This window comes from Staphylococcus sp. MZ3 (assembly GCF_018622755.1).
Lineage (GTDB): Bacteria > Bacillota > Bacilli > Staphylococcales > Staphylococcaceae > Staphylococcus > Staphylococcus aureus.
Map to the genome: position 1 here is coordinate 1,711,131 of NZ_CP076026.1, position 21,838 is coordinate 1,732,968.

General features: G+C 33.0%; 21 protein-coding genes, 3 pseudogenes and 1 other annotated feature (1 of these 25 running past the window's edge). Of the genes and pseudogenes, 4 read left to right on the forward strand and 20 right to left on the reverse strand.

The window, feature by feature from the left end; genetic code table 11:
* Positions 1-11 precede the first annotated feature (11 nt).
* The 4 genes from mreD to KI230_RS08255 form a co-directional block, all read right to left on the reverse strand.
* On the reverse strand, positions 12-542 hold the full coding sequence (mreD, locus tag KI230_RS08240) for a rod shape-determining protein MreD (RefSeq protein WP_045177814.1): 531 nt from the start codon (positions 540-542) through the stop codon (positions 12-14).
* Positions 542-1,384: a rod shape-determining protein MreC gene (gene mreC / locus KI230_RS08245; protein ID WP_000911041.1), complete on the reverse strand. Its 843-nt coding sequence runs from the start codon at positions 1,382-1,384 to the stop codon at positions 542-544. Before mreC ends, mreD begins: the two co-directional genes overlap by 1 nt.
* 198 nt (positions 1,385-1,582) lie before the next feature.
* Positions 1,583-1,702: a hypothetical protein gene (locus KI230_RS08250; RefSeq protein ID WP_000840602.1), complete on the reverse strand. Its 120-nt coding sequence runs from the start codon at positions 1,700-1,702 to the stop codon at positions 1,583-1,585.
* A 73-nt stretch (positions 1,703-1,775) separates the two neighbouring features.
* Positions 1,776-2,249: a DUF4930 family protein gene (locus tag KI230_RS08255; RefSeq protein WP_001236734.1), complete on the reverse strand. Its 474-nt coding sequence runs from the start codon at positions 2,247-2,249 to the stop codon at positions 1,776-1,778.
* 159 nt (positions 2,250-2,408) lie between these two features.
* Here KI230_RS08255 and KI230_RS08260 point away from each other — a divergent pair, with 159 nt between their 5' ends.
* Entirely contained in the window at positions 2,409-2,606 is a 198-nt protein-coding gene (locus KI230_RS08260; RefSeq protein ID WP_000025835.1) for a hypothetical protein, read from the forward strand.
* A 116-nt stretch (positions 2,607-2,722) separates the two neighbouring features.
* Here KI230_RS08260 and KI230_RS08265 read toward each other — a convergent pair whose 3' ends face one another.
* The 6 genes and pseudogenes from KI230_RS08265 to KI230_RS08290 form a co-directional block, all read right to left on the reverse strand.
* Positions 2,723-3,007: a hypothetical protein gene (locus tag KI230_RS08265; RefSeq protein WP_000171859.1), complete on the reverse strand. Its 285-nt coding sequence runs from the start codon at positions 3,005-3,007 to the stop codon at positions 2,723-2,725.
* Positions 3,008-3,074: 67 nt separating this feature from the next.
* Positions 3,075-3,227, reverse strand: a pseudogene (locus KI230_RS08270) (JAB domain-containing protein); the annotation flags it as partial.
* A 553-nt stretch (positions 3,228-3,780) separates the two neighbouring features.
* A complete protein-coding gene (gene optrA, locus KI230_RS08275) occupies positions 3,781-5,694 on the reverse strand; it encodes an ABC-F type ribosomal protection protein OptrA (RefSeq protein WP_229023510.1) in 1,914 nt (637 codons plus the stop codon).
* Between the two features lie 385 nt (positions 5,695-6,079).
* Entirely contained in the window at positions 6,080-6,250 is a 171-nt protein-coding gene (locus tag KI230_RS08280) for a helix-turn-helix domain-containing protein (protein ID WP_105461295.1), read from the reverse strand.
* Positions 6,251-6,435: 185 nt separating this feature from the next.
* Positions 6,436-7,863, reverse strand: coding sequence for a chloramphenicol/florfenicol efflux MFS transporter FexA (gene fexA, locus KI230_RS08285; RefSeq protein WP_065813868.1), 1,428 nt, complete (start codon positions 7,861-7,863; stop codon positions 6,436-6,438).
* A 253-nt stretch (positions 7,864-8,116) separates the two neighbouring features.
* Positions 8,117-8,260: a hypothetical protein gene (locus KI230_RS08290; protein WP_002360221.1), complete on the reverse strand. Its 144-nt coding sequence runs from the start codon at positions 8,258-8,260 to the stop codon at positions 8,117-8,119.
* A gap of 450 nt (positions 8,261-8,710) precedes the next feature.
* Between KI230_RS08290 and KI230_RS08295 the strand changes: the two are divergent.
* Both KI230_RS08295 and KI230_RS08300 read left to right on the forward strand, forming a co-directional pair.
* Positions 8,711-8,839, forward strand: a pseudogene (locus tag KI230_RS08295) (JAB domain-containing protein); the annotation flags it as partial.
* Positions 8,840-8,966: 127 nt separating this feature from the next.
* Positions 8,967-9,215, forward strand: a complete 249-nt coding sequence (locus tag KI230_RS08300) for a hypothetical protein (RefSeq protein WP_116495223.1) — start codon at positions 8,967-8,969, stop codon at positions 9,213-9,215.
* A gap of 152 nt (positions 9,216-9,367) precedes the next feature.
* Here the strand turns inward: KI230_RS08300 and KI230_RS08305 are convergent, their stop codons facing one another.
* Together KI230_RS08305 and KI230_RS08310 are read right to left on the reverse strand one after the other, a co-directional pair.
* Positions 9,368-9,595, reverse strand: coding sequence for a JAB domain-containing protein (locus tag KI230_RS08305; RefSeq protein WP_285801429.1), 228 nt, complete (start codon positions 9,593-9,595; stop codon positions 9,368-9,370).
* 231 nt (positions 9,596-9,826) lie between these two features.
* Positions 9,827-10,489 (reverse strand): class I SAM-dependent methyltransferase, encoded by a 663-nt coding sequence (locus tag KI230_RS08310; RefSeq protein ID WP_001092058.1) that lies wholly within the window; start codon positions 10,487-10,489, stop codon positions 9,827-9,829.
* 390 nt (positions 10,490-10,879) lie between these two features.
* Between KI230_RS08310 and erm(A) the strand changes: the two genes are divergently transcribed.
* Positions 10,880-11,611 (forward strand): 23S rRNA (adenine(2058)-N(6))-methyltransferase Erm(A), encoded by a 732-nt coding sequence (gene erm(A), locus KI230_RS08315; protein ID WP_002360844.1) that lies wholly within the window; start codon positions 10,880-10,882, stop codon positions 11,609-11,611.
* Between the two features lie 124 nt (positions 11,612-11,735).
* On the opposite strand, the gene KI230_RS08320 is transcribed toward erm(A), so the two are convergent.
* The 8 genes and pseudogenes from KI230_RS08320 to KI230_RS08355 all read right to left on the reverse strand — a co-directional run bounded on the left by KI230_RS08320 (position 11,736) and on the right by KI230_RS08355 (position 21,594).
* Positions 11,736-12,518, reverse strand: coding sequence for an aminoglycoside nucleotidyltransferase ANT(9)-Ia (locus KI230_RS08320; protein WP_000067268.1), 783 nt, complete (start codon positions 12,516-12,518; stop codon positions 11,736-11,738).
* Between the two features lie 150 nt (positions 12,519-12,668).
* Positions 12,669-13,046, reverse strand: a complete 378-nt coding sequence (locus KI230_RS08325) for a DUF6262 family protein (RefSeq protein ID WP_000361059.1) — start codon at positions 13,044-13,046, stop codon at positions 12,669-12,671.
* A gap of 6 nt (positions 13,047-13,052) precedes the next feature.
* A complete protein-coding gene (locus tag KI230_RS08330) occupies positions 13,053-14,945 on the reverse strand; it encodes a site-specific integrase (protein WP_001557544.1) in 1,893 nt (630 codons plus the stop codon).
* Positions 14,942-16,027 (reverse strand): phage lytic cycle repressor MrpR family protein, encoded by a 1,086-nt coding sequence (locus KI230_RS08335; protein ID WP_000868132.1) that lies wholly within the window; start codon positions 16,025-16,027, stop codon positions 14,942-14,944. Before KI230_RS08335 ends, KI230_RS08330 begins: the two co-directional genes overlap by 4 nt.
* 133 nt (positions 16,028-16,160) lie before the next feature.
* A pseudogene (gene radC, locus KI230_RS08340) lies at positions 16,161-16,700 on the reverse strand (RadC family protein); the annotation flags it as partial.
* Complete coding sequence (locus KI230_RS08345) at positions 16,697-17,404, reverse strand: prepilin peptidase (protein ID WP_000261115.1); 708 nt, start codon at positions 17,402-17,404, stop codon at positions 16,697-16,699. The pseudogene radC and the gene KI230_RS08345, both read right to left, overlap by 4 nt.
* Before the next feature lie 275 nt (positions 17,405-17,679).
* On the reverse strand, positions 17,680-18,951 hold the full coding sequence (locus tag KI230_RS08350; RefSeq protein ID WP_001108346.1) for a bifunctional folylpolyglutamate synthase/dihydrofolate synthase: 1,272 nt from the start codon (positions 18,949-18,951) through the stop codon (positions 17,680-17,682).
* A gap of 12 nt (positions 18,952-18,963) precedes the next feature.
* Entirely contained in the window at positions 18,964-21,594 is a 2,631-nt protein-coding gene (locus KI230_RS08355; protein WP_000425353.1) for a valine--tRNA ligase, read from the reverse strand.
* Between the two features lie 43 nt (positions 21,595-21,637).
* Positions 21,638-21,838, reverse strand: a binding site (T-box leader) (it continues 101 nt past the right edge of the window).

Consider the following 21,838-nt stretch of genomic DNA (forward strand, 5'->3'; position numbering starts at 1 on the left):
ACTATTGCATCTTACCATTGACGACGTTTCATGTCAATGTCATTGTTTGTTTTTTTAAGGAACTTTATAATCAACGGATAAAGCATAATCAACAGTACAAAATTCATAATTAATGTTGGCAATAATCTAAAGACTACAAAATGAATAATATCAAATTGAATGAATCCTAACATACCGTATATTAATGCCACATAGACTTCTAATAATATGGTGCTGGCTAATATAATAATGAATAACATCGAATGATCTTTGTAAAAAATTTTAAAGAATCGATCTATAAGTGCTAATAACAATATATAACCAAATAAGTACACTCCATAAATACTACCAAAGTATACATCAGTCATTACGCCTAAAAATATGCTGAGCAATAATGATACGCCAAAGCCACGATACACTACCATCATTAAAATATACATAAATGTAAGGTGTGGTACAAATACAAGTTCAAACTTACCTATGTGCATTGGAATAAGAAGCCCAATTGCAGTATCTATATAAAATAGTAAAATACCTATCAAAAAATAATACAGTGTACGCATTATTTATCCCTGCTTTCATCATCAGGAATTGTTTTAGGATCTCTTTTTGCAACATAAACATGACTCAAATCTGTTAAGTCTGCACCAGTCTTAACCCTAACTTCTTTAGCTAAGCCGTATTGATCATTTTGAACCTTAGTCACTTCTCCTATATATAAATTACTTGGTAGTTGATCAGCTAATCCACTTGTAACGACTTTATCACCTTTTGAGATATTATCTCTATTATTAATGTCACTAATTACAAGTTCTGAGTTCTTTTCATCATAACGATCAATTAAACCAAATATATTTTTAGAACCATGTTGTATATTTACAGATAATTTACCCGCACGTGTATTAGTTGAGATTAAATCAACTTGTGAAGAAAATTTATTAACTTTAGTAACTCTTCCAACAAAACCTTGTGATGTCATCACAGCCATATTTGAAGTTATACCTGATTTGGATCCCTTATCAATTACAATTGTATTCATCCACTGATCCGGATTTCTTGCCAAAACCGTAGTAGAAATAGGATCAAATTTTGAAATATCTTTTAAATCAAGCTCTTTTTTTAATTTTTCATTTTCCGCTTCTAATTGTTGGTTCTTAGATTCTAACTGGCTAATCTTATTTTTAGATTCTTTAGAATCTCCTTTTTTAAAAAAGTCCCCAATCGTACCAGCAACAAAATTAACTGGATAACTCACAACTCGTTGTCCAAAAGACACAGAATCACCTATATATTGTTCAGGAGGTGATTGAGATTGTGAACGTATGGACAGCCCAATTAATGCAATAAAAACGATAATTGCACATAAAACAACAATTAATTTGTTATTTTTAAAAAACTTAAGCACCCAGAACACCTCTATTATGTCAAAATATTGTATATCCTTTTCTATTTTATATTACTCCCATTATGAAATAAAGCACTAACTACGAATTACTTTGAAAATGAACAACTCCGTAAAAAATTTGTGGCATTTTAAAAACAAAAAACTACTAGCAAACATTCCAGTCACTAGTAGTTTAAATAATCGATTTAAATTTTAAAATTATTTGTTTGTATCGTTCGAGGATTCACTGTTCGAATTCTGAAGTTGTCTCCAACGTGCGAATAAGTTCTGGGCCTTTTGTTGTTCATTAGCTTGTTTCTGTTTTGATTGTTCTGCCATTTGAACTACACCAACCTTTTAAATTTATTCTAGTGACAGGATAACTAAAATATATTTCTTATGCAATAATTTCCTATTGATAAGCATTTTCGGGTTTTAGTTGTAAATTTTGCCCTAATTCATTTAAGTCTTGTTGCATTTCAAATTCAGTATTGTAAACACGCATTGACTCATCTCCAAATTTATAAAGAATAAATTCGTCTCCTCTTTGACCTATAATATATTGATCATTATAAGCCATGCGATTCATTCCAGACACAGCCATAAACTCTTGTTTATCTATCATTTTAAATACATTTTTAATTTGGCTTAATGGTACATTCTTTATTAAATCATTTTCTTTTAATGAATATTTCTCACCACTTACATAAACATGTTGGGCATCATTAGTGGGTTGCGTAACTTGATTCATTTGATCATTATCGTGATTTACAGGATTCCAATCTTGTTCTTTTAAAAAAGGTGCGTATTTCAAGGCGATATAAACAATTATCACAATTGCTATTACTGCTATAATGTTTTTAATCATACTAAATATCAATCTCATAGTTCGCCTCCAATGTCTTCATCTAATTATATATTTTATTATGTATATTTTCCTCAGTCTTCAGCCTTAATCATGATATATCTTAGGACTGATGCACGTTCATTTAAAATAGCTTATAATTTTGTTATGATTTAAAAGCGTATTAGGAGGTTTGTAGCATTGAGTATACTAACAATTATTTTAATAGCACTATTAGTCATCCTCCTTTTTAGAGTTGGACTTTCTATTTTGCGATTTTTAATTTATGTCGGACTTGTTTTATTATGTATTTACTTAGGATATCAAGGTTTAATTTGGTTGCTCGATTTTTTTCAAATAAATAGTGGATTTTTACCGCACTTTCAATTTAACAATTAAATTTATTCTGCATAACAAAACTCCTAATGTACTAGTTTAGAATTTTTTAACTAGTTCCACATTAGGAGTTTTAATTTGTTTTCAAGCACGGATACTACTTGATGAACAGATTACTATTACTTACGCCCAAATGCGTTAGATAAAAATCGTATCAGCGCGTAGCTACCACTTAGTAAAAGGCCCCAAACGATTCCAGTAAAAATTGAGCCAATTGCTACACTTAATAAAGGAAAAGCTTGTTTCGTAACGATTACACCTGCTAACGCGGTTACTAAAATACCTAACGTAGATAAAGCTAATGTTATTAAAAGATTGCGCTTTGTTACAGGTTCATTTTTAATATTTAACTGCATGGTATAAACCATTGGCACGAGAACCCCGATAATAATAAATAGAGTCACTATTTTTCCTCCAATGAAAGTACTTCGTAGGTATTATACACAAGATACGTCATTAATTCTATCAACTTCAATCATTTTCATCAAAGTAACCCGCTTCTACAAGACTGGTAAATCTATTATCACCGATTATAATATGATCCAATAAATCTATCCCTAAAATCAAACCACACTCCTTCAACCTCATTGTTGTTATGATATCTTCTTGTGAGGGCGTTATATCTTATCAAGAGTAAATTACAAAAGAATCATTTAAATCAATACTTTCACTTTGAATACATGTATTTGAAGTGGAAGGTACTTATTTCAAAAATAGTAAAACCTGTATCTTAAATTACTTAATAGTAACATAAGATACAGGCTGATTTTTTATTCATTGTTATTTATACTAAAGCACCCGATAGCTCTGAAAACAATCACAAATTCAACTTTTCAAAGCCACAGCTTTAAGTTATTTTGTCCAGACAACCCCCATTGCCCAACCCATTTTATGGAATTGGCATCCAGGCAACAACTTTTCATATAAATCGTAATAATTTTGTTCAGCTGGAAGAACAACTTCTGGCAGCATAACAATCAAAGGAAATTTAGTGAGTTTATACGACTACACTTTTCTTGACAATTCCAAAGTATAGATAATAAAAACCGCTATGCGGCAAACTCAAAAGGTCTTCACATAGCGATTATATCTAATAAAAATTCATTAATTTTTTTACATTTTCAACAACCAGAATGTATCATTAACACTTTTACATCCTTATTGCATAACTCAAAAATTACATAACTTCCAATTCTCTCATCAACTGTTCCCATTCATTAAAATAATTACCCTGACACCTTTTAACATCATCAATTGATTTTTGTATTTCCGTCAGTACTATATAATCAGAAGAATTGTTTGGTTCAGAAATAATTTTATTCAATCTTTCTAATTCTTCATCATATTGATTTATTAACACTTCAAGTTTTTCAATTCGTTTCTCCTTCTTAACCTTCTCCTTCTCAATGGAGTTACGATCGCCTTTTACTGTGTTATTTTTCTCTACTTTCTGCTCAACTTTAATGTTATTAAATGGCTTTTCAGAATTCATCCTTTTTTTCTCGTACTCACCATAAGTAGATTGTACAAACTCTACACCATCCTTATCAAAAACAAGTAATCTGTCAGCAATCTTATTAGTAAAATATCTATCATGTGACACAAAAATAATTGTACCTTGATAACTGCATAAGATATTCTCTAAATTCTCTTTTCCAATAATATCCATGTGGTTTGTCGGTTCATCTAAGATTAAAACATTAGTACGTTTATATAATAATTTACATAATGTCAATCTAACCTTTTCTCCACCTGACAAAGAGGACACCGGTCTAAAAACATCATCTCCACTAAACTGAAATGAGCCAAGAGCAGTTCTGACCTCTGTGTCATTTAGCTCAGGGTATTCGCTTTGAAAAATTTCGAATAGTGTATCATCTCCACTGATTTGAGCAAGCTGTTGGTCAAAATAGCTAATTTCAACATTGTATCCGAATTTAAAATCTCCAGACAATGCTGCCACACCACCCATAAGTGTTTTAAGCAACGTGGATTTACCAATACCATTACTCCCAACAATTCCAAGCTTCTGTCCCCTTTCAAGGTTGAAATTAACCTTTGCAAGAGGAGTATCATAGCCTATCACAAGTTCTGAAGCACTTAATACTTGCCTTGAACTACTGATTCTCGGTTGAAATTTAGACATATAAGTTTTTGTATCGTATTGGTCTGGTGCATTTAATATTTGCATACGCTGTAATAATTTAATTTTAGATTGCACCATTTTAGCTTTCGTAGGTTTATAACGAAAACGTTCAATCAAGCGTGTAATCCTTTCAATTTCTATCTGTTGCAAGTCGTAATCTTTTTGCTGTTTGATATGATTTTCTCGTTTTTGCTCCTCAAAGGCTGAATAATTACCTTTATAACATTTGGTCTCTCCCCATTCGATTTCATAAACCTTATCCACAATTCGATTAAGAAACATTCTATCATGGGAAATAATAACCAATGTAGATTTATAACTTCTCAAATAACTCTCCAACCATTGTATTGTTTCTATATCAAGGTGGTTAGTAGGTTCATCAAGTAATAGAATGTCTGGCTTTGTTAAAAGTATTTTTATAAAAGCTATCTTAGTTCGCTGACCACCTGAAAATTCAGAAATGGGTTTTTTATAATCTGCTTCAGTAAAACCCATACTACGAATCATCGTTTCATATTCTTTTTGGTAGGTTAGACCTCCAAGAGCCATATACCTTTCACTGATATCAGAGTATTCATTGATGATTTTATCATCATATTGATTCTCCATTTTATCTATCAGCTGTTTCATCTTGTTTTCCATATCAATAAGCGTCTTAAATACCGTACGGACTTCATCCACCATTGATATACTTTCATCTTCAAAAGGCATCTGTCTTAAATAGCTAATATAAGGGTTACCGGTCTTTATTACTTGAAACTCACTTTCACCAGTTCCTTCTTCTAATTCAATTTCGCCTATAATAGCTTTTAGCAAGGTTGTTTTTCCACATCCATTTCTACCAACAATAGCAATCTTTTCATTATCATTGATTTCAATACCGATGTTTTCCAACACCATATTACCATCATAGTAAACGGCACCATTAATTATTTTGTATTGCATTTTCATATCCTCCTTTGCGTTAGTACTAGCAATTGCAAAGGTGGCTTTGGACAATAATTATTCTACTCCATGTAAAGCTTGTCACAGCCACCTATACATGGAGTTCTTTAAATGTTACTATAGTTGTAGATTTCATTTGCTTCTACCTCCTATCGATTATTAATATAATTCAATTGCCACCTTATTGTACCAAGTCGCTAGCGCAATGGCTAGCCTAAGTTTTAGCTTACACCCTTTCTGGTAAAAGTAAAGTAACTGATCTGTTATCTCATCTGGCACCAGATTCCCGATAAACCCTGCTGTTCCCGTCAACAGAAACCGCAGCCACACTGGAAAAAGATACAAAAGGATTGCCGCAATTGATTCTTTGCATTAGCCATCAGCTTTACAAATCACTCTTTCTATATTCAAAAGGCGTTTTTCCTGTTTCTTTTTTAAACACGGATGTGAAGTAACTTTGTGAGTTAAATATAAGATATTCACTAATTTCTGATATTGACTGATTCGTATATACCAATAGAAATTTGGCATATCTGGGTGAGAAACGATCACCAATGTTTTCATTGTTTCATCCTTAACATACTCAACTTTCGCACCAATAAAACAGTGTACGAAAGTTGAGTTACTTAAAAGTATTCTATTCTAAGAAATTCAAATTTGCGTGATTCCTAAGCTATTTATTTACAGCTTAAACTATAGAAGATGAACTAAACAATAACTAATCTTTACATAACTAAGTTATTACCCACGCTTTTTTAAACCTAATCCAGCTATTAAGGCAATGAGTATTGCCCCTGTAGCTGCAAGGAACGCATCTGAGTAGGACATAGCGTCCAATATATATAATGGATTTATCGGCTCAGTAGCATCACGTCGAGCGGATAATAATGCTCCAATCATACCTGCTCCAGTTCCTGCTCCAAGGTACAAAGCACCTTGGAAAATCCCCATTCCGACACCAACCTTGTCTGCATCGAGTGCACTTACTGCGGCGTTATTTGCGGGAGAATTCGTGAATGCAAAAGCAATCCCTACTCCGAGGACCCCCACGGAAACTAACAGAGGTGAAGCACCAGATGCATAGGTGGACAAGAATAAGGTAGACAGCCCCATCAGAGTCATCCCAGTAATTATCAGACGTTTATCCCCAAATCGATCAGAAAGACGGCCAACGAAGGGAGATAAGATTGCAACAGCCACACCACCTGGCAACAATATCATTCCAGCCTGTCCAGAAGAGAGTCCATTCACCTCAATGACTAGTAATGGGACGAACACAAGAACAGCGAAATAAGCAAACATCGAAAAAAATGCAATTATGACCGTATTGACATAATCCTTGTTATTGAACAGGACAGGTGGTACAAATGGATTTTCTGCGGTAACAATTCTCCAAATAAATCCCACCAAAGCTACAACAGAACCAATTAGGCTAGTTAACGATGAGAACGAAGAAAAACCAGAAGTTTCTCCTTGAGTGATGCCAAAAAGGAGTAATCCTACTGTGAGGCCGAGGAATAAACCACCAATGAAATCAAAGTTCTTATTGCTTCCTACGGATTCTGCCGGTTTAATTGTCGGTAACGCGTAGTAGGCACCAATAACAATCATAATGGCTAACAAAAATGTGAACCAAAACAAGGCATTCCACCCTAAATATTGACCAACTACTCCACCAAATATTGGACCAGCAGCAGTTCCAACACCAATACTTCCTGCGATAATTCCCAAAGCTCCCCCACGTTTTCCTTGTGGGAAAACCTTCGAAATTGCAATGACTGATAGAACTGGAATTGCGGACATCCCAGCACCCTGAACCATTCTTCCCAAAACCAACAATGGGAGGTTCGGGGCAATTGCACATAAAAGACTACCACTTGCCAGAATCATAATGGCAAAGATATATAGCTTTCGTAACTCAAAAAAGTCTGAGATTCGACCATAAATCGGAACTCCAATCGCAAGAACAAGTGCAATACCACTAACTATCCAACTCACTTGAGATTTCGAAGCTTCTAAAGCTTTGCTTATTAGTGGAAGTACGGGATTGACTGAATCAGCCGTAATTGAACCTACAAGTACAGATAGGGAGAGTACCATCATTAAAAGCCTAGTAGAACCCCTTTTTTCAGATTGAATCATTTCTTTAGATTTACTATCCTTTTTCATTTTATTTCCTCCTAAAATATATTGTGATTTTAGGAGGCTAAATCCACTGCTTTCACCATAAACCTCACCTCATATCTATTTATATTGTAAAACCAAATCAACGAACTCACCATATTTCTACAGCATGATTAAAGATTCGGTTCTCCAAACTAACTGAACTGATCAAACAAAAAAAAGGCACCAGTTTAACAACCGGTGCCTAATCATTCGTATGCATTTTTACAAATGCAATAGATTCATAAATTTTTGCCCATTATATAAAAGGAGGCAAAAAGTTTTCCGGTAGTGTTTCCATTTTTTGTTTTTGTGAAAAAGGACATACTGATCCCGTTGTACCTAAATCCCCTGAAACTTTTACATGCTTTCTAAACTCGACATTAATGAAATCAATTCCCATTACTTTTTGCCTCCTTTCTCATATTGTGATAATAACACAATTATAATTGATGAAAAAGAAATAATCAACCCTACTTTTTTGAAAACCAATTTAAAGCTTTACTACTTTTACTTACATAATAAAGGCAGGTGCAGTATAAACTTTTTTAAATAGGTCTTCTTTAACGAGCAGGTAGCGTCAGTTAAAGTAGATAATTTAAGATCGAAATCATATTATAGATATTCCGAAATTGGGCGTGATTGTTGCAGGTCAAAAGCTTAATTCCTCGATAAAATAAAAAGGAATTAGTTTTTTTATTTGTGGTACATTCTTCTGACCGTAATCAATTGTCATCTAATAATTACATTGTATTTTTTCATTTGATTTAACACGTTAAATATATGTTCTTAAAGTAAAAACATTGATGTTAATGGATTTTTAGTAATTTACTCTTGATAAAACCCACAACCAAGCAACAATGACTGTCTCTTCACCGAACGAATGAAACAAGCGGGCGAAATACTAGGAATTGAACTATTAGACCATCTGATTGTTACAAGCAATAGCTACTACAGTTTTCGAGAAGAAGGAACATTTTAAGAAGAAAAAAGAAGCATAGGCTCAAAAAAGAGCCTGTGCCTTCAAAAAAGCCAATCAAACATGGCAACTAATCTTCTAGTAAAAAGGTGTAGGAAATCAAAACTCAAAAAGAAAGAAGGAAAACATCATGACATACATTATCGAAGGACATTGCTACTTAACTAACGAGAGCTACCGAGAAAAATATGAAAGTAAAGCCGATATGATAAACGGCTTAAAGAGTTGGTTCAAACGTGACGATATCAACGTGACAGAAGAAGAATTTCATCAAGTATTAGAAGAAGGCTACTTTGCAGACGGTTATGACATCATTCGCTTAGAACAAGAACATCAAGAAAGTACCTACGAAACAGATCAAAAGTATTTTATAATATAGTATAACATATTTTGAAAAGGGATATATCGAGATTAAAAAGTGCTAGCGCACCAGTCGGTAGCGTCAGCACTTCTGTTGAAAACTTTAAATAGAATGTGAAGCATTATATCCACTCAGCACGGCGCCACTTATTTTGGCCTCTCCACTCACATTCACCTTACCTTCCCTCGCTCAGCTATCATTGGGGATGGAAAGTCTAGAGTTTTATAGTCGTTCGTCAAAGTAATTCTTGGATTAGATATCAACCCTTTTTCCTTGAAGCTAAAAAACTCTCGATTATCTCCTCCCACAATCACGTGATCAATTAAAGGAATCCCCATCAATTCACATAATTTGTTCATCCTGTCTGTCATCATCGTATCTGCTTTACTTGGTAATATATCTTATCAAGAGTAAATTACAAAAGAATCATTTAAATCAATACTTTCACTTTGAATACATGTATTTGAAGTGGAAGGTACTTATTTCAAAAATAGTAAAACCTGTATCTTAAATTACTTAATAGTAACATAAGATACAGGCTGATTTTTTATTCATTGTTATTTATACTAAAGCACCCGATAGCTCTGAAAACAATCACAAATTCAACTTTTCAAAGCCACAGCTTTAAGTTATTTTGTCCAGACAACCCCCATTGCCCAACCCATTTTATGGAATTGGCATCCAGGCAACAACTTTTCATATAAATCGTAATAATTTTGTTCAGATAGGTACTTATCTGAAGCTAAATGCTCAAGCCATGATTTAGATGTGTTGTGATTATAAATTCTAATCGCATTTTTTATTCCAAATTTGAAACAATGCGGTAAAAACTCTTGGATTGCCCCTAATTTATAAACATAGGTAGGCGGTGTCTCGACTTCAGATACATTATCAAGAATAACTATTCTTCCTTCCTCATTCAACAGTTCCTTCATTTGCTGTATTACGCTGGCTATATCATCCAAATGATGAAAGGTTGTTCGGCTTACAATAAAATCAAACTTCTCATTAAAATTAAGTTGTTCTGCATTCATATTCAGATAGACCGTATTTGTTAGTTGACGTTTAGATTTGGCAAGATCGAGCATTTGATTAGAAATATCAATCCCTACCACTTCATCATAATAACTTGCTAATTTCTCCACTAACAAACCCGAGCCACATCCGATATCTAATGCTCTGCCTTTCTTTGGAGACATATTAGACACAAAGAATGAATAATCATTCAAAAGCTCATTCACGAAATCGTAATCTTCTGCAACCTTATCAAACTGTGATTCTATTGTATTCAAAAAGATCCCCCATTCCTACTTTATCGACATTCTTTCATTACTTACCACTTTAGATGTTTTTTCGTTGGGGATAAAACTTCCCTTTAGACAATTTTATCCAAAGACAATACAACAGTGCAACTTTATTAAAGTCACTGTCCTTTATCGCAGCCTTTACTTTTTAGTAAAGACAGTGGCTTCTCTTATCAAGTTTCAAAACATATTATTTTGAAGAAAACGTCCAACTGAAGTGTCAAGTGCAAAATTACATATAGAGCTTTATTCTAAAAAGTAAACAGAAATGATATAATCAGTTACGTAAGGAGGTTTCAAGTATGTGCACTAGTATCGCAGTAGTAGATATTACTTTATCTCATTCATAATGAAAAAAATGGCAAGGAGAAGGTTATAATGAACCAGAAAAACCCAAAGGACACTCAAAATTTTATTACTTCTAAAAAGCATGTAAAAGAGATATTGAATCATACGAATATAAATAAACAAGATAATGTAATAGAAATTGGATCAGGAAAAGGTCATTTTACCAAAGAACTTGTCAAAATGAGTCGGTGGGTGGATTCTATAGAAATTGATGAGGACTTGTGTCAAGTCACCCAAAAAGTCGTGAAGCCTTTTCAGAATATAAAAGTTATCCATACGGATATTCTGAAATTTAACTTCCCCAAAAACAAAGACTATAAAATATTTGGTAATATCCCCTTTAACATCAGTACTGATATTGTCAAAAAAATTGCTTTTGAAAGCAATTCGAAATATAGTTACCTTATTGTGGAGAATGGTTTTGCAAAAAGATTACAAAATACGAAACGAGCTTTAGGTTTGCTATTGATGGTGGAATTGGACATAAGAGTTCTCAAAAAAGTGCCACGAGCATATTTTCACCCTAAACCGAATGTAGACTCTGTATTGATTGTTCTTGAACGACATCAACCATTGATTTTAAAGAAGGACTACAAAGAGTATCAATCTTTTGTTTATAAGTGGGTAAACCGTGAATATCGCGTTCTTTTTACTAAAAACCAATTCCGACAGGCTTTGAAGCATGCAAATGTCACTAATATTAATAAACTATCGAAGGAACAATTTCTTTCTATTTTCAATAGTTACAAATTGTTTCAGTAAATTAAAGTAATAAAGCGTTCTCTAATTTCACAAGAGAACGCTTTATTCTTCCTAAAAATTTTCAATATTTATTAATAAATCGGTTGTTTTAAAAGTAGGCACCTGTTATTGCAATAAAATTAGCCTAATTGAGAGAAGTTTCTATAGAATTTTTCATATACTTAACGAGTGCTTTCACCTTTGAATATAGTCCTTCCCACTTATCATCACACTCTCCCCGATAGCCTTTTCTAGCTATATCCAGTAAAGTTACATGCTCTTTAGGTAAAAGAGGTATAGCCCATTCTGCAGCGACATCTTTCGAGGTAATTTCACCAGTAGTCACTGTTTGCCACATTCGAGCTAGGGTTAAAATTACATTACGCTCATCACCTTTTATCCCCTCAATTAGTTCTGGCAAAGAATCCTTAATTGCTCTTCGAATATCTGTCAAAGGTACGGAGACAAGTATACTTGAAGAATCAGGACCAAATAGAGAAATACTATTCTTTCTTGCTTGTGCTAAAACAATAGCCAAATCAGGATCATAGCTTGGTTCCTGAATTTGTCCATTCTCAAATTCACCCCTGAGCCACTCACCGTATATAAATTCTCTTTTTGGAGGATATTGCCAAGGGACAACTTCACTCCTATTTATAACCGTAACTTCAAGTGGTCTAACAGAATCCGTATTTCCAATCTTTCCTGATATAGTCATTAGTCTTTCTGTTAGTTTTTTTCGAGTTAATTGAGGTAAACTATGATTCACGACGACTAGAACATCTACATCGCTGTTAATGCGTAAACCACCATTTACTGCTGAACCAAATAGATATACTCCAACTATTGAACTTCCAAATAAATCTTTTACGATTTTTAATGTTTGAATCGCTTGATTTGGTATTTTTCCGTTAATCAAATTGCTCATGATTTCACCTCGTTGATTATGTTCATATAAAGTTTATATTGATACTCAATTTACTTACCCTAGATTGGACATATACTTAAATTACTGTTCAATAAAGCTGACCGTTAGCGTTTAAGTACATCCTTTCACAATTTGTCTACAGATTAATAATTATTCTTTATTATACAGATCTCCATATAATTTTTGAATTTGGTTCTGTAATTTTTTATTTTCTTTTTCTAATTCCATTACTCTTCTTTTTAAGGTTTTAATAAGGATTTCCTCCGAACGAGAACTTTTCTTGGGTTTTGAGACTACATTTGCTGTTATTTGACGCTCACGAAGGGATTCGATTCTTTGCCTAATATCGTGTTCCTTATAAAGCCATGATTTAGAAACATTAGCTTCCTTTGCTATTGAATTAAAATTAATAACTTTACCTTCAATCGAAAATTTAGAAATCGCTTTGTCTACTTTTTCCCTTGTCTTTTTTGATTTCTGCTTCGCCAAACGTACAATTTCTGTTGTATTTCTAACTTGTTTATCCATTGATAATTACCCCGTCAAACTTCCAATGATTTGTTCTAAACGCTCTTTAACACGGCTATTAGTCTCTACTTGTCTTTGCCATTGTTTATCCTTAGCTATGGCTAATAACTCTTCTGTACGCTCTAACTGTTCTTCGTGCTGTGGTAAGAATTGCTTACTGGTACAGAAGTGAGTGCAATCTAAGCATGCATTCGCATGTGGACAACCACCTGCTACTACTGGCAATCTACAATAACCATTTGGAAGCACTTGTGCATTTATATTTTTCTTGAACCATTGAAGCTCTACATCATCGACTTCATTATCTTCATCTAGATCAAGCACATCTCCATTATTGGTAACCAGTTTTTCCTGAAATTTAGTAAATTCATTTTTTAGAGTTTCATCAAAGATATGAGCGTATCTGCTTGTCATTTCTGGGCTTTCATGCCCCAAAAATTTCTGCACAATATGCTGGGGCATCCCGTTGTTAATCATTCTTGTTCCTACTGTATGGCGAAAGGCATGGGCATGGAATCTATAAATCTCACCTGATTTATCCACTATATTTTGCTCATAAGCTAATTTATTTAACTCACCTCTAAATGTTTCTTGTTTTAATGGCGATCCATCTTTTCTTGGAAAGAGGTATTCACTATCTGGAAATTCCTCTGAAACTTTATCTTCCCGAACTTTAATAAGTAAAGCTACCTCTTTAGATATTGGAACTATATGCTCCTTTTTCATTTTCCATTGATAATACTTTAAAAAGAAATCTCCATCTTTGTCCTCTAATAGACAGCCTTTTTTCAAGGTGCACAATTCACTTATCCTCATTCCACATTCTTGAACAATCATAGTCATCGTAGCTATATATTCGGGTAATTTATCAAGATGACTGTTCAATTGCTCTAGGACGAATTCATCTATAAAGCGTGGTTTTGCTCTTGGTATTTTCGGATAGTCCTCAGAATAAATTAATATTTTGGAAGGAACATCATCCCATTCTAGCCTAAGAAGGGTACTAAATAGTCCTTCCAATATAGAGATCCTCCCAGTTATTGTACTAGGTTTTATTCCCATCATGTTTAGTTCACTTAAATATGCTTCAATTTCCACTCTCGTTAATTGGTGTACTCTCTGAACTTGTTTAAATTTCATGTCCAGAAAATTAAAGAACTCTTTAAGTCTTTGGGCAATATCACTTACATAGGAAAAGCTATCCACGTTCAATCTCAACTTACAATATCTTTTTACAAGTTGTTTAAAATATGTATTCCGAAACCCTTTAAAGTTAATTGTATATTCATATTGTGTTGGGTTAACCTTATCATCTGGCAAAGGTAAGTTACGTCTATCCCAAACGTCTTTATCCCACTCCTCTCCATCAAAATAAAAGTTCTCATAAAACTCCATAAATTGTTTTAGATTAGTAACATAGTAGGAATTAGCTTTTACAGGTGTTTTTTCTTGATTAGCAGTAATCTTATAATTAGTAGTGGTAATTCTAACACCCCGTTTTGTCAAATAAGTTCTATACTCCGTCATTGCTTTTTCAATAGGAACTTCAGTAATTGAAGTAATGCTAGGATACTTTAAATCTAAGAAATCTAACATTTTATTAATTACTGTTCCTTTTCTAATCCAGACAGTTTTTGCATTCCATATTCCATTGTTTAAATGGTAAAAATAAAAATATTTCAATTCTGTTCTTAACCACAGATTTTTAACACGTTCAAAACGAACCCAACGATTCCTTAAAGCAGGATTCTTACTTAATTCTATGGCAGAAGGATGTGGACATTTTCTTATATCCCAACTATTATTAGCCCAAAACCCCTGCATTTCTTCATTCATTACAGCTATTTTTTTGCTAATCTCACTCTGACTAATAATTTTCCTTTTACTAGAAGCATTCATTTCTTATGCTCCTTTCTCTCGAGGTATTTATTAAACTCATTTTTCATATCCTGATCTGAAAGATGAACATAGGTATTTAACGTTGTCTGAACATGTGCGTGACCTAATCTCTTTTGAACGAACGCAACATCCCATCCTTCCCTAATTAGCTGCGTTGCGTGAGTGTGGCGAAGCATATGTGATGTAAATTCTATTCCAGTCCTTTTAACTATTCTTCTAACTAGATCAAGAACACTTTGGTACTTTAGTGGTTTCCCAAAATAGCCTTCTTTTAAGGAAATAAAAACATAATCATGCTCCAATTCCTCACTATACTCATATATCAAGTAATCTGTATAAAGTGACATAAGTTCTTTACTCACATGTATTGTTCTTTCCTTCCTTAATTTAATATAAGCTTCATTAACATTAACATCTCTAGGTGTTAAATGGATTTGATTGTCCCAAGTGACAATATCTTCAAGCCTAAGCGATAACACTTCACCGATTCTTAAACCACCCTCATACATAAGCATTAAAATTAATTTATCTCTTTTCGTATGACAAGCATCAATAATTTGCTTAACTTCCTTTGATCTCAATGTTCTTATCTGTTTCTTTTTAACCCTTAACTTTAAGACATTCTTTTGGTATCTACCCTTATTAACATGATGTAAAAATCCTTTGAAATTTCTTCCCTTTGCTTGTTTAAATACATCAATTGATTTAAATTCTCCTAATCTACTTAAATAATCAAGAAAACTCATAACTACATTTAAAATTGTATTCACTGTCGTTTCTTCTCTTATGGCTTTTTTTGACTGAAGATCAATTACATTTGATGCTGAAGGATATCTCAACCAACCTACGAAGTCTGCTAACAACTCAAAGTTAATATCATTAAGAATAACACCTCTCTGTTCCATGAACTCGTACAGCAACTTTAAATGATAGCAGTATGCCTTAATGGTATTAGGAGACTTACCAGTATTATCTAAGTATTTAATAAATTTCATTACTGGTTCTATTAGCTGGTATTCTTTATCTAGTAATAAATACAATGGATACGGCTTATTCTCCACTTCTATCCTTTGAACCTTCACATGTTCCCACCTCTTTAAATACTTTAACTACTACAAATTATAAACCTTGTTAATTTTTATTTAAAGTAAAATATCCCTTTAATATCTCCTCTTAAACTACTTTAACTACTATTATTTATTATACTATGGTTAATACATCACCGGATGGATGATTATGAACTGCGATGATTGCATTGGCATTTTCTCTCACCGCAATACTAAAAATTTCACGTGGATGTACAATCGAACTATTTAATGTACCTTTAAAAACACAGGTTTCTTTAATCACTACATTTTTTGAATTTAACAATAAAATGACAAAATGTTCTTGTGTTAAATCTTTCATTGTTGGAATCATATAATCAGCAACATCACTTGGTTGCGTTATTTTTATACGATTATTTTCAGCTCTTCTCCCCATCCTTTCCCCTAACTCAAATGCTGCTTTTAAAGTAATTGCTTTTTGTAATCCAATCCCTTTAACTTTTATCAAATCGTTAATTGAAGATTTTTTCAATTCATTCAGATTCGAAGCAGATTTAAGCAGTTCATTACTAATGTCTATGCTCGAGAATCCTTTTCTTCCGGTGTTAATTAATATAGCTAATAATTCTGTATTCGAAAGACTTTTTGCACCATGGCTTAACAAACGTTCTCTTGGCATTTCTGAAGTTACCATTTCTTTAATTTTCAAAAATATACGCCTCCTAAAAATTGATGGATATCATTATAAAAAAGTGAATTGATAAAAAAGGAAATAAATATAAATGGAACAAGGGGTAATAGTTTAATCGGCTTAAATATCATGGTAATTAAAGCAACTAAACCAGCAATGACAAATGTAAATAAAATGACATAAATAGTGAATTGGAGAGGGAAAAACAAAGAAAGTGCAGATATTAGTAAAACGTCACCATAACCAATATATGCCCGAAATAAAAAGTAGAATATATGCGTGGTCATACTAATAATGATAAAAGCTACTGGATAAATCATACTTAACGAGAGAGAAACGATACAATAAATTATAATTAAGCGACAATCTAACATTAAAGAAGTGATATCGGTCATAGTAAAAATAAGCAGAAAAACATATGTAGTTATAAATAGCGTAGCATTTACGTATGTGAAATCATACTTAATAAAGACGATAGGTATCAAAGCAAAGGTTTCCCCTAAGAAATGTGTTAGGGAAATACGCTTTCGACAGTTTCGACATCGCCCTTTTAATAATAAAAAACTAATAATCGGCATTAATTCATACCATTTGAGTGATGAATTACAATAATCACATTTCGATCTTCTATGTAAATAATCAAATGACGTTTCTTCTATAGATATAAATTGATATAGAAAACTAAAGATACAACTGCAACTATAAGATAACAATACTACCAAATGACAACCTCCTTACGTAAAGTATAGTTACTTATTACCGAAATGTAAATATACACTATTTTTCAAGAATTGAACCTCTTTTTCATTTAAATTTTTTAATATTACTAAGCATAATTGATGGATACTTTAATAGCCCATTACTGCACGGCAAAATTAATAATGGCAAGAAATTGAACCTTATAAACACATACGATTTAGAGCATAAAAAATAACCATGAAGCTCTACCTATTGATTAAATAGATTCTTCATGGCTATTTTAGTTTTAGTTTTAGTTTTATAATGCTTCAAAGTCTAATTTTGATTTAACTTCACTTATGAAATACAGACTACCGGTAATTACTAATGTATCACCTTGATAATTTTTTATAAATTCAACGTAGTCATCTACTAATTGTATTTCATCATTTTCAATACTACCTACAATTTCTTCTTTGCGTAACGCTTTCGGAAAATCAAATTCAGTTGCATAAAACGTATGCGCAATTAAACTTAAATGTTTGACCATCTCGTTAATCGGTTTTCCGTTTATTGCTGAGAACAAAATATCTACTTTTTCTTTATCATGGTACTGTTTAATTGTATCAATTAGAGCATCTATACTCTCTGAATTATGTGCACCATCCAAAATGATTAAAGGTTTGTCATGCACCTGCTCAATACGTCCAGTCCAACGAACTGATTCAATACCGTCTATCATCTTATTGAAATCTAATTCAATTAATCCTTGTTCATTTAATTCAATAAGAGCTGTTATGGCTAATGCAGCATTTTGTTTCTGATGTTCACCTAACATACTTAAAATGATTGTTTCTAATTCATAATCTTTATAACGGTAAGTAAATTCATCATTTTGCGATACAACAACAATTTCTCTATCTAATTCAATTGGCTTTGCATGTTGTTCAATTGCGCGTTCACGAACATATTTTAATGCATCTTCATTTTTAACAGCATATATCACTGGAACGTTAGGCTTTATAATCGCGCCTTTATCCCTAGCAATATCTAGATAAGTACCACCTAAAATATCTGTATGGTCTAGACCGATACTAGTTAAGATTGATAAAACCGGTGTAAAGACATTTGTCGAATCGTTCTTTATACCCAATCCAGCCTCAACAATGACAAAATCAACAGGATGTATTTCACCAAAATATAAAAACATCATCGCTGTGATTATTTCGAATTCAGTTGCAACACCTAAATCTGTTTCACGTTCCATCATTTCACTTACTGGTTTAATACGTGATACTAATTCTACAATAGCGTCATTTGATATTGGCACACCATTTAGACTAATTCGTTCATTAAATGTTTCAATAAACGGCGACGTAAATGTACCTACTTCATAACCATTTTCAACTAAAGCTGTTCTAAGGTAAGCAACTGTAGAGCCTTTACCATTTGTGCCACCTACATGAATACCCTTAATGTTATTTTGAGGATTATTAAATTGTGCTAGCATCCATTCCATACGTTTAACACCTGGTTTGATGCCAAATTTAGTTCTTTCGTGTATCCAATACAAGCTCTCTAGGTAATTCATTGTTACTAACTCCTATGCTTTTAATTGTTCAATTCTTGCCTTCACACCATCATATTTTTCTTGATAATCTTGTTTTTTACGTTTTTCTTCATTTATAACCTTTTCAGGTGCTTTACTTACAAAGTTTTCATTAGAGAGCTTTTTATCTACTCTATCTAATTCGCTTTGAAGTTTAGCTAATTCTTTTTCCAAACGGCTGATTTCCTTATCCATATCAATTAGCCCTTCTAATGGTAATACCACTTTACCTGCAATTACAACTGATGTCATTGCTTTCTCAGGAATTTCCACGTCAGTGCTAATATTTAAGGTACTAGGATTACAGAATTTGATTAAATAATCTTTGTTTTGTGATAAAGTTGTTTCAATTTCTTTATCTTTAGCTTGAATTAAAATAGGTATTTCTTTAGACAATGGCGTATTTACTTCTACACGTGATTGTCTTACAGATTTAATGATTTCAACAAGTTGTTGCATTGTTTGTTTACTTTCTTCAAAAATCAATGATTCACGCACTTCTGGCCATGAAGCTTTAACAATTGTGTCACCTTCATGTGGTAAACTTTGCCATATTTTCTCTGTTACAAATGGCATGAATGGATGTAGCATTCTCATAATATTGTCTAAAGTATAACTCAATACTGAACGTGTAACTTGTTTTTGTTCTTCATCATTACTATTCATTGGAATTTTACTCATTTCAATGTACCAATCACAGAAATCATCCCAAATGAAATTATATAATGCACGTCCAACTTCGCCGAATTCATATTTGTCACTTAAATCAGTAACTGTTGCAATCGTTTCATTTAAACGTGTTAGAATCCATTTATCTGCTAATGATAAGTTACCACTTAAATCGATATCTTCAACTTTAAAGTCTTCACCGATATTCATTAAACTGAAACGTGCCCCATTCCAGATTTTATTGATAAAGTTCCACACTGACTCAACTTTTTCAGTTGAGTATCTTAAATCATGTCCTGGAGATGAACCTGTTGCTAAGAAGTAACGCAAGCTATCAGCACCGTATTCGTCAATAACATCCATTGGATCCACACCATTACCTAATGATTTACTCATCTTACGCCCGTCTTCAGCACGAACTAAACCGTGTAATAATACATCATTAAATGGACGACGATCTGTAAATTCTAAGCCTTGGAATATCATGCGTGCTACCCAGAAAAAGATAATATCGTAACCTGTAACTAAGGCATTTGTTGGGTAGTATCGTTTAAAGTCTTCACTTTCTAAATCAGGCCAACCTAACGTAGAGAAAGGCCATAAAGCACTTGAGAACCACGTATCTAATACATCTTCATCTTGTTGCCAATTTTCAATATCAGTTGGCGCTTCTTCTCCAACATATATTTCGCCTGTTTCTTTATGATACCAAGCCGGAATTTGATGACCCCACCATAATTGTCTTGAAATCGTCCAATCTCTAATATTTTCCATCCATTGGTTAAATGTATGTTCGAAACGTTGCGGATAAAAATCAATACGATCATCTGTTTTTTGGTTATCTAATGAACGTTTCGCTAAGTCTTCCATGCGCACAAACCATTGTGTTGATAAATATGGTTCAACAACAGCGCCAGATCGTTCTGAATGACCTACAGAATGAACATGATCTTCAATCTTGATAACTAAATCTTGTTCTTTTAAATCTTTAACTAGCTGTTTACGACAATCAAAACGGTCCATACCTTCATATTTACCCGCTTTGTCGTTCATTTTACCATTTTCATCCATAACGATAATATTTTCTAATTGATGTCTTTGACCAATTTCAAAATCATTAGGGTCATGTGCTGGTGTCACTTTCATAGCACCAGAACCGAAGTCTATATCAACATACTCATCTGCTAAAATAGGCAGTTCGCGTCCTACGATTGGTAATATAACAGTTTTACCGATTACATCTTTGTATCGTTCGTCATTAGGGTTAACAACAATCGCTGTATCACCTAACATCGTTTCTGGTCTTGTTGTTGCAATTTCAATAAAACCTTCACCATCAGCGTAAGGATATTTAAAATGATAAAACGCACCTTGAACATCTTCATGTATTACTTCAATATCAGATAAAGCTGTACGTGCTTTAGGATCCCAATTTATAATACGTTCGCCACGATAAATAATTCCTTTATTGTATAAATCAACAAAAACTTTTTTAACTGCTTTACTTAAACCTTCATCTAAAGTAAAACGTTCTCTACTATAATCTAAACCTAGACCTAATTTAGCCCATTGCGCACGAATAAATGACGCATACTCTTCTTTCCAATCCCATGCCTGTTCTAAAAACTTTTCACGACCAAGATCATATCTAGTTATTCCTTGTTCATTTAATTTAGCTTCTACCTTTGCCTGTGTCGCAATACCAGCATGATCCATACCTGGTAAGTATAACGTATCGTATCCTTGCATACGTTTCATACGTGTAATGATATCTTGTAAAGTCGTATCCCATGCATGTCCTAAATGTAATTTACCAGTTACATTTGGTGGCGGGATAACAATTGTATATGTTTCTTTTGATTTATCTTCTGACGGTTTAAAATAACCATTCTTTACCCATTCTTCATAACGTCCCGCTTCAACTTCACGAGGATCATATTTTGGTTTCATTTCCATTTGCTATACCTCCTAAAAAAATAAAAATATCCATCCTATATACAAATAGGACGGATATTCCGTGGTACCACCTATATTCAAGAAGGATGATTAATATCAAATTCACTCTTTTAACATAATTGGAATAATCATACCAATACTATCATCGTGAAATTTGAAATGCTTCATCTCTTCAAGCACTCTAGATTATGATTAACGCTCAAACACGTCTTAGCCTACTATTAATCACGTTCAGCTAAGATAC

Coding starts and splice junctions, on each gene's coding strand:
- mreD (WP_045177814.1), bottom strand. CDS start 542: ATGCGTACACTGTATTATTTTTTGATAGGTATTTTACTATTTTATATA.
- KI230_RS08250 (WP_000840602.1), bottom strand. CDS start 1,702: ATGGCAGAACAATCAAAACAGAAACAAGCTAATGAACAACAAAAGGCC.
- KI230_RS08255 (WP_001236734.1), bottom strand. CDS start 2,249: ATGAGATTGATATTTAGTATGATTAAAAACATTATAGCAGTAATAGCA.
- optrA (WP_229023510.1), bottom strand. CDS start 5,694: ATGCAATACAAAATAATTAATGGTGCCGTTTACTATGATGGTAATATG.
- fexA (WP_065813868.1), bottom strand. CDS start 7,863: ATGAAAAAGGATAGTAAATCTAAAGAAATGATTCAATCTGAAAAAAGG.
- KI230_RS08290 (WP_002360221.1), bottom strand. CDS start 8,260: ATGGGAATTGATTTCATTAATGTCGAGTTTAGAAAGCATGTAAAAGTT.
- KI230_RS08300 (WP_116495223.1), top strand. CDS start 8,967: ATGACATACATTATCGAAGGACATTGCTACTTAACTAACGAGAGCTAC.
- KI230_RS08320 (WP_000067268.1), bottom strand. CDS start 12,518: ATGAGCAATTTGATTAACGGAAAAATACCAAATCAAGCGATTCAAACA.
- KI230_RS08325 (WP_000361059.1), bottom strand. CDS start 13,046: ATGGATAAACAAGTTAGAAATACAACAGAAATTGTACGTTTGGCGAAG.
- KI230_RS08330 (WP_001557544.1), bottom strand. CDS start 14,945: ATGAATGCTTCTAGTAAAAGGAAAATTATTAGTCAGAGTGAGATTAGC.
- KI230_RS08350 (WP_001108346.1), bottom strand. CDS start 18,951: ATGAATTACCTAGAGAGCTTGTATTGGATACACGAAAGAACTAAATTT.
- KI230_RS08355 (WP_000425353.1), bottom strand. CDS start 21,594: ATGGAAATGAAACCAAAATATGATCCTCGTGAAGTTGAAGCGGGACGT.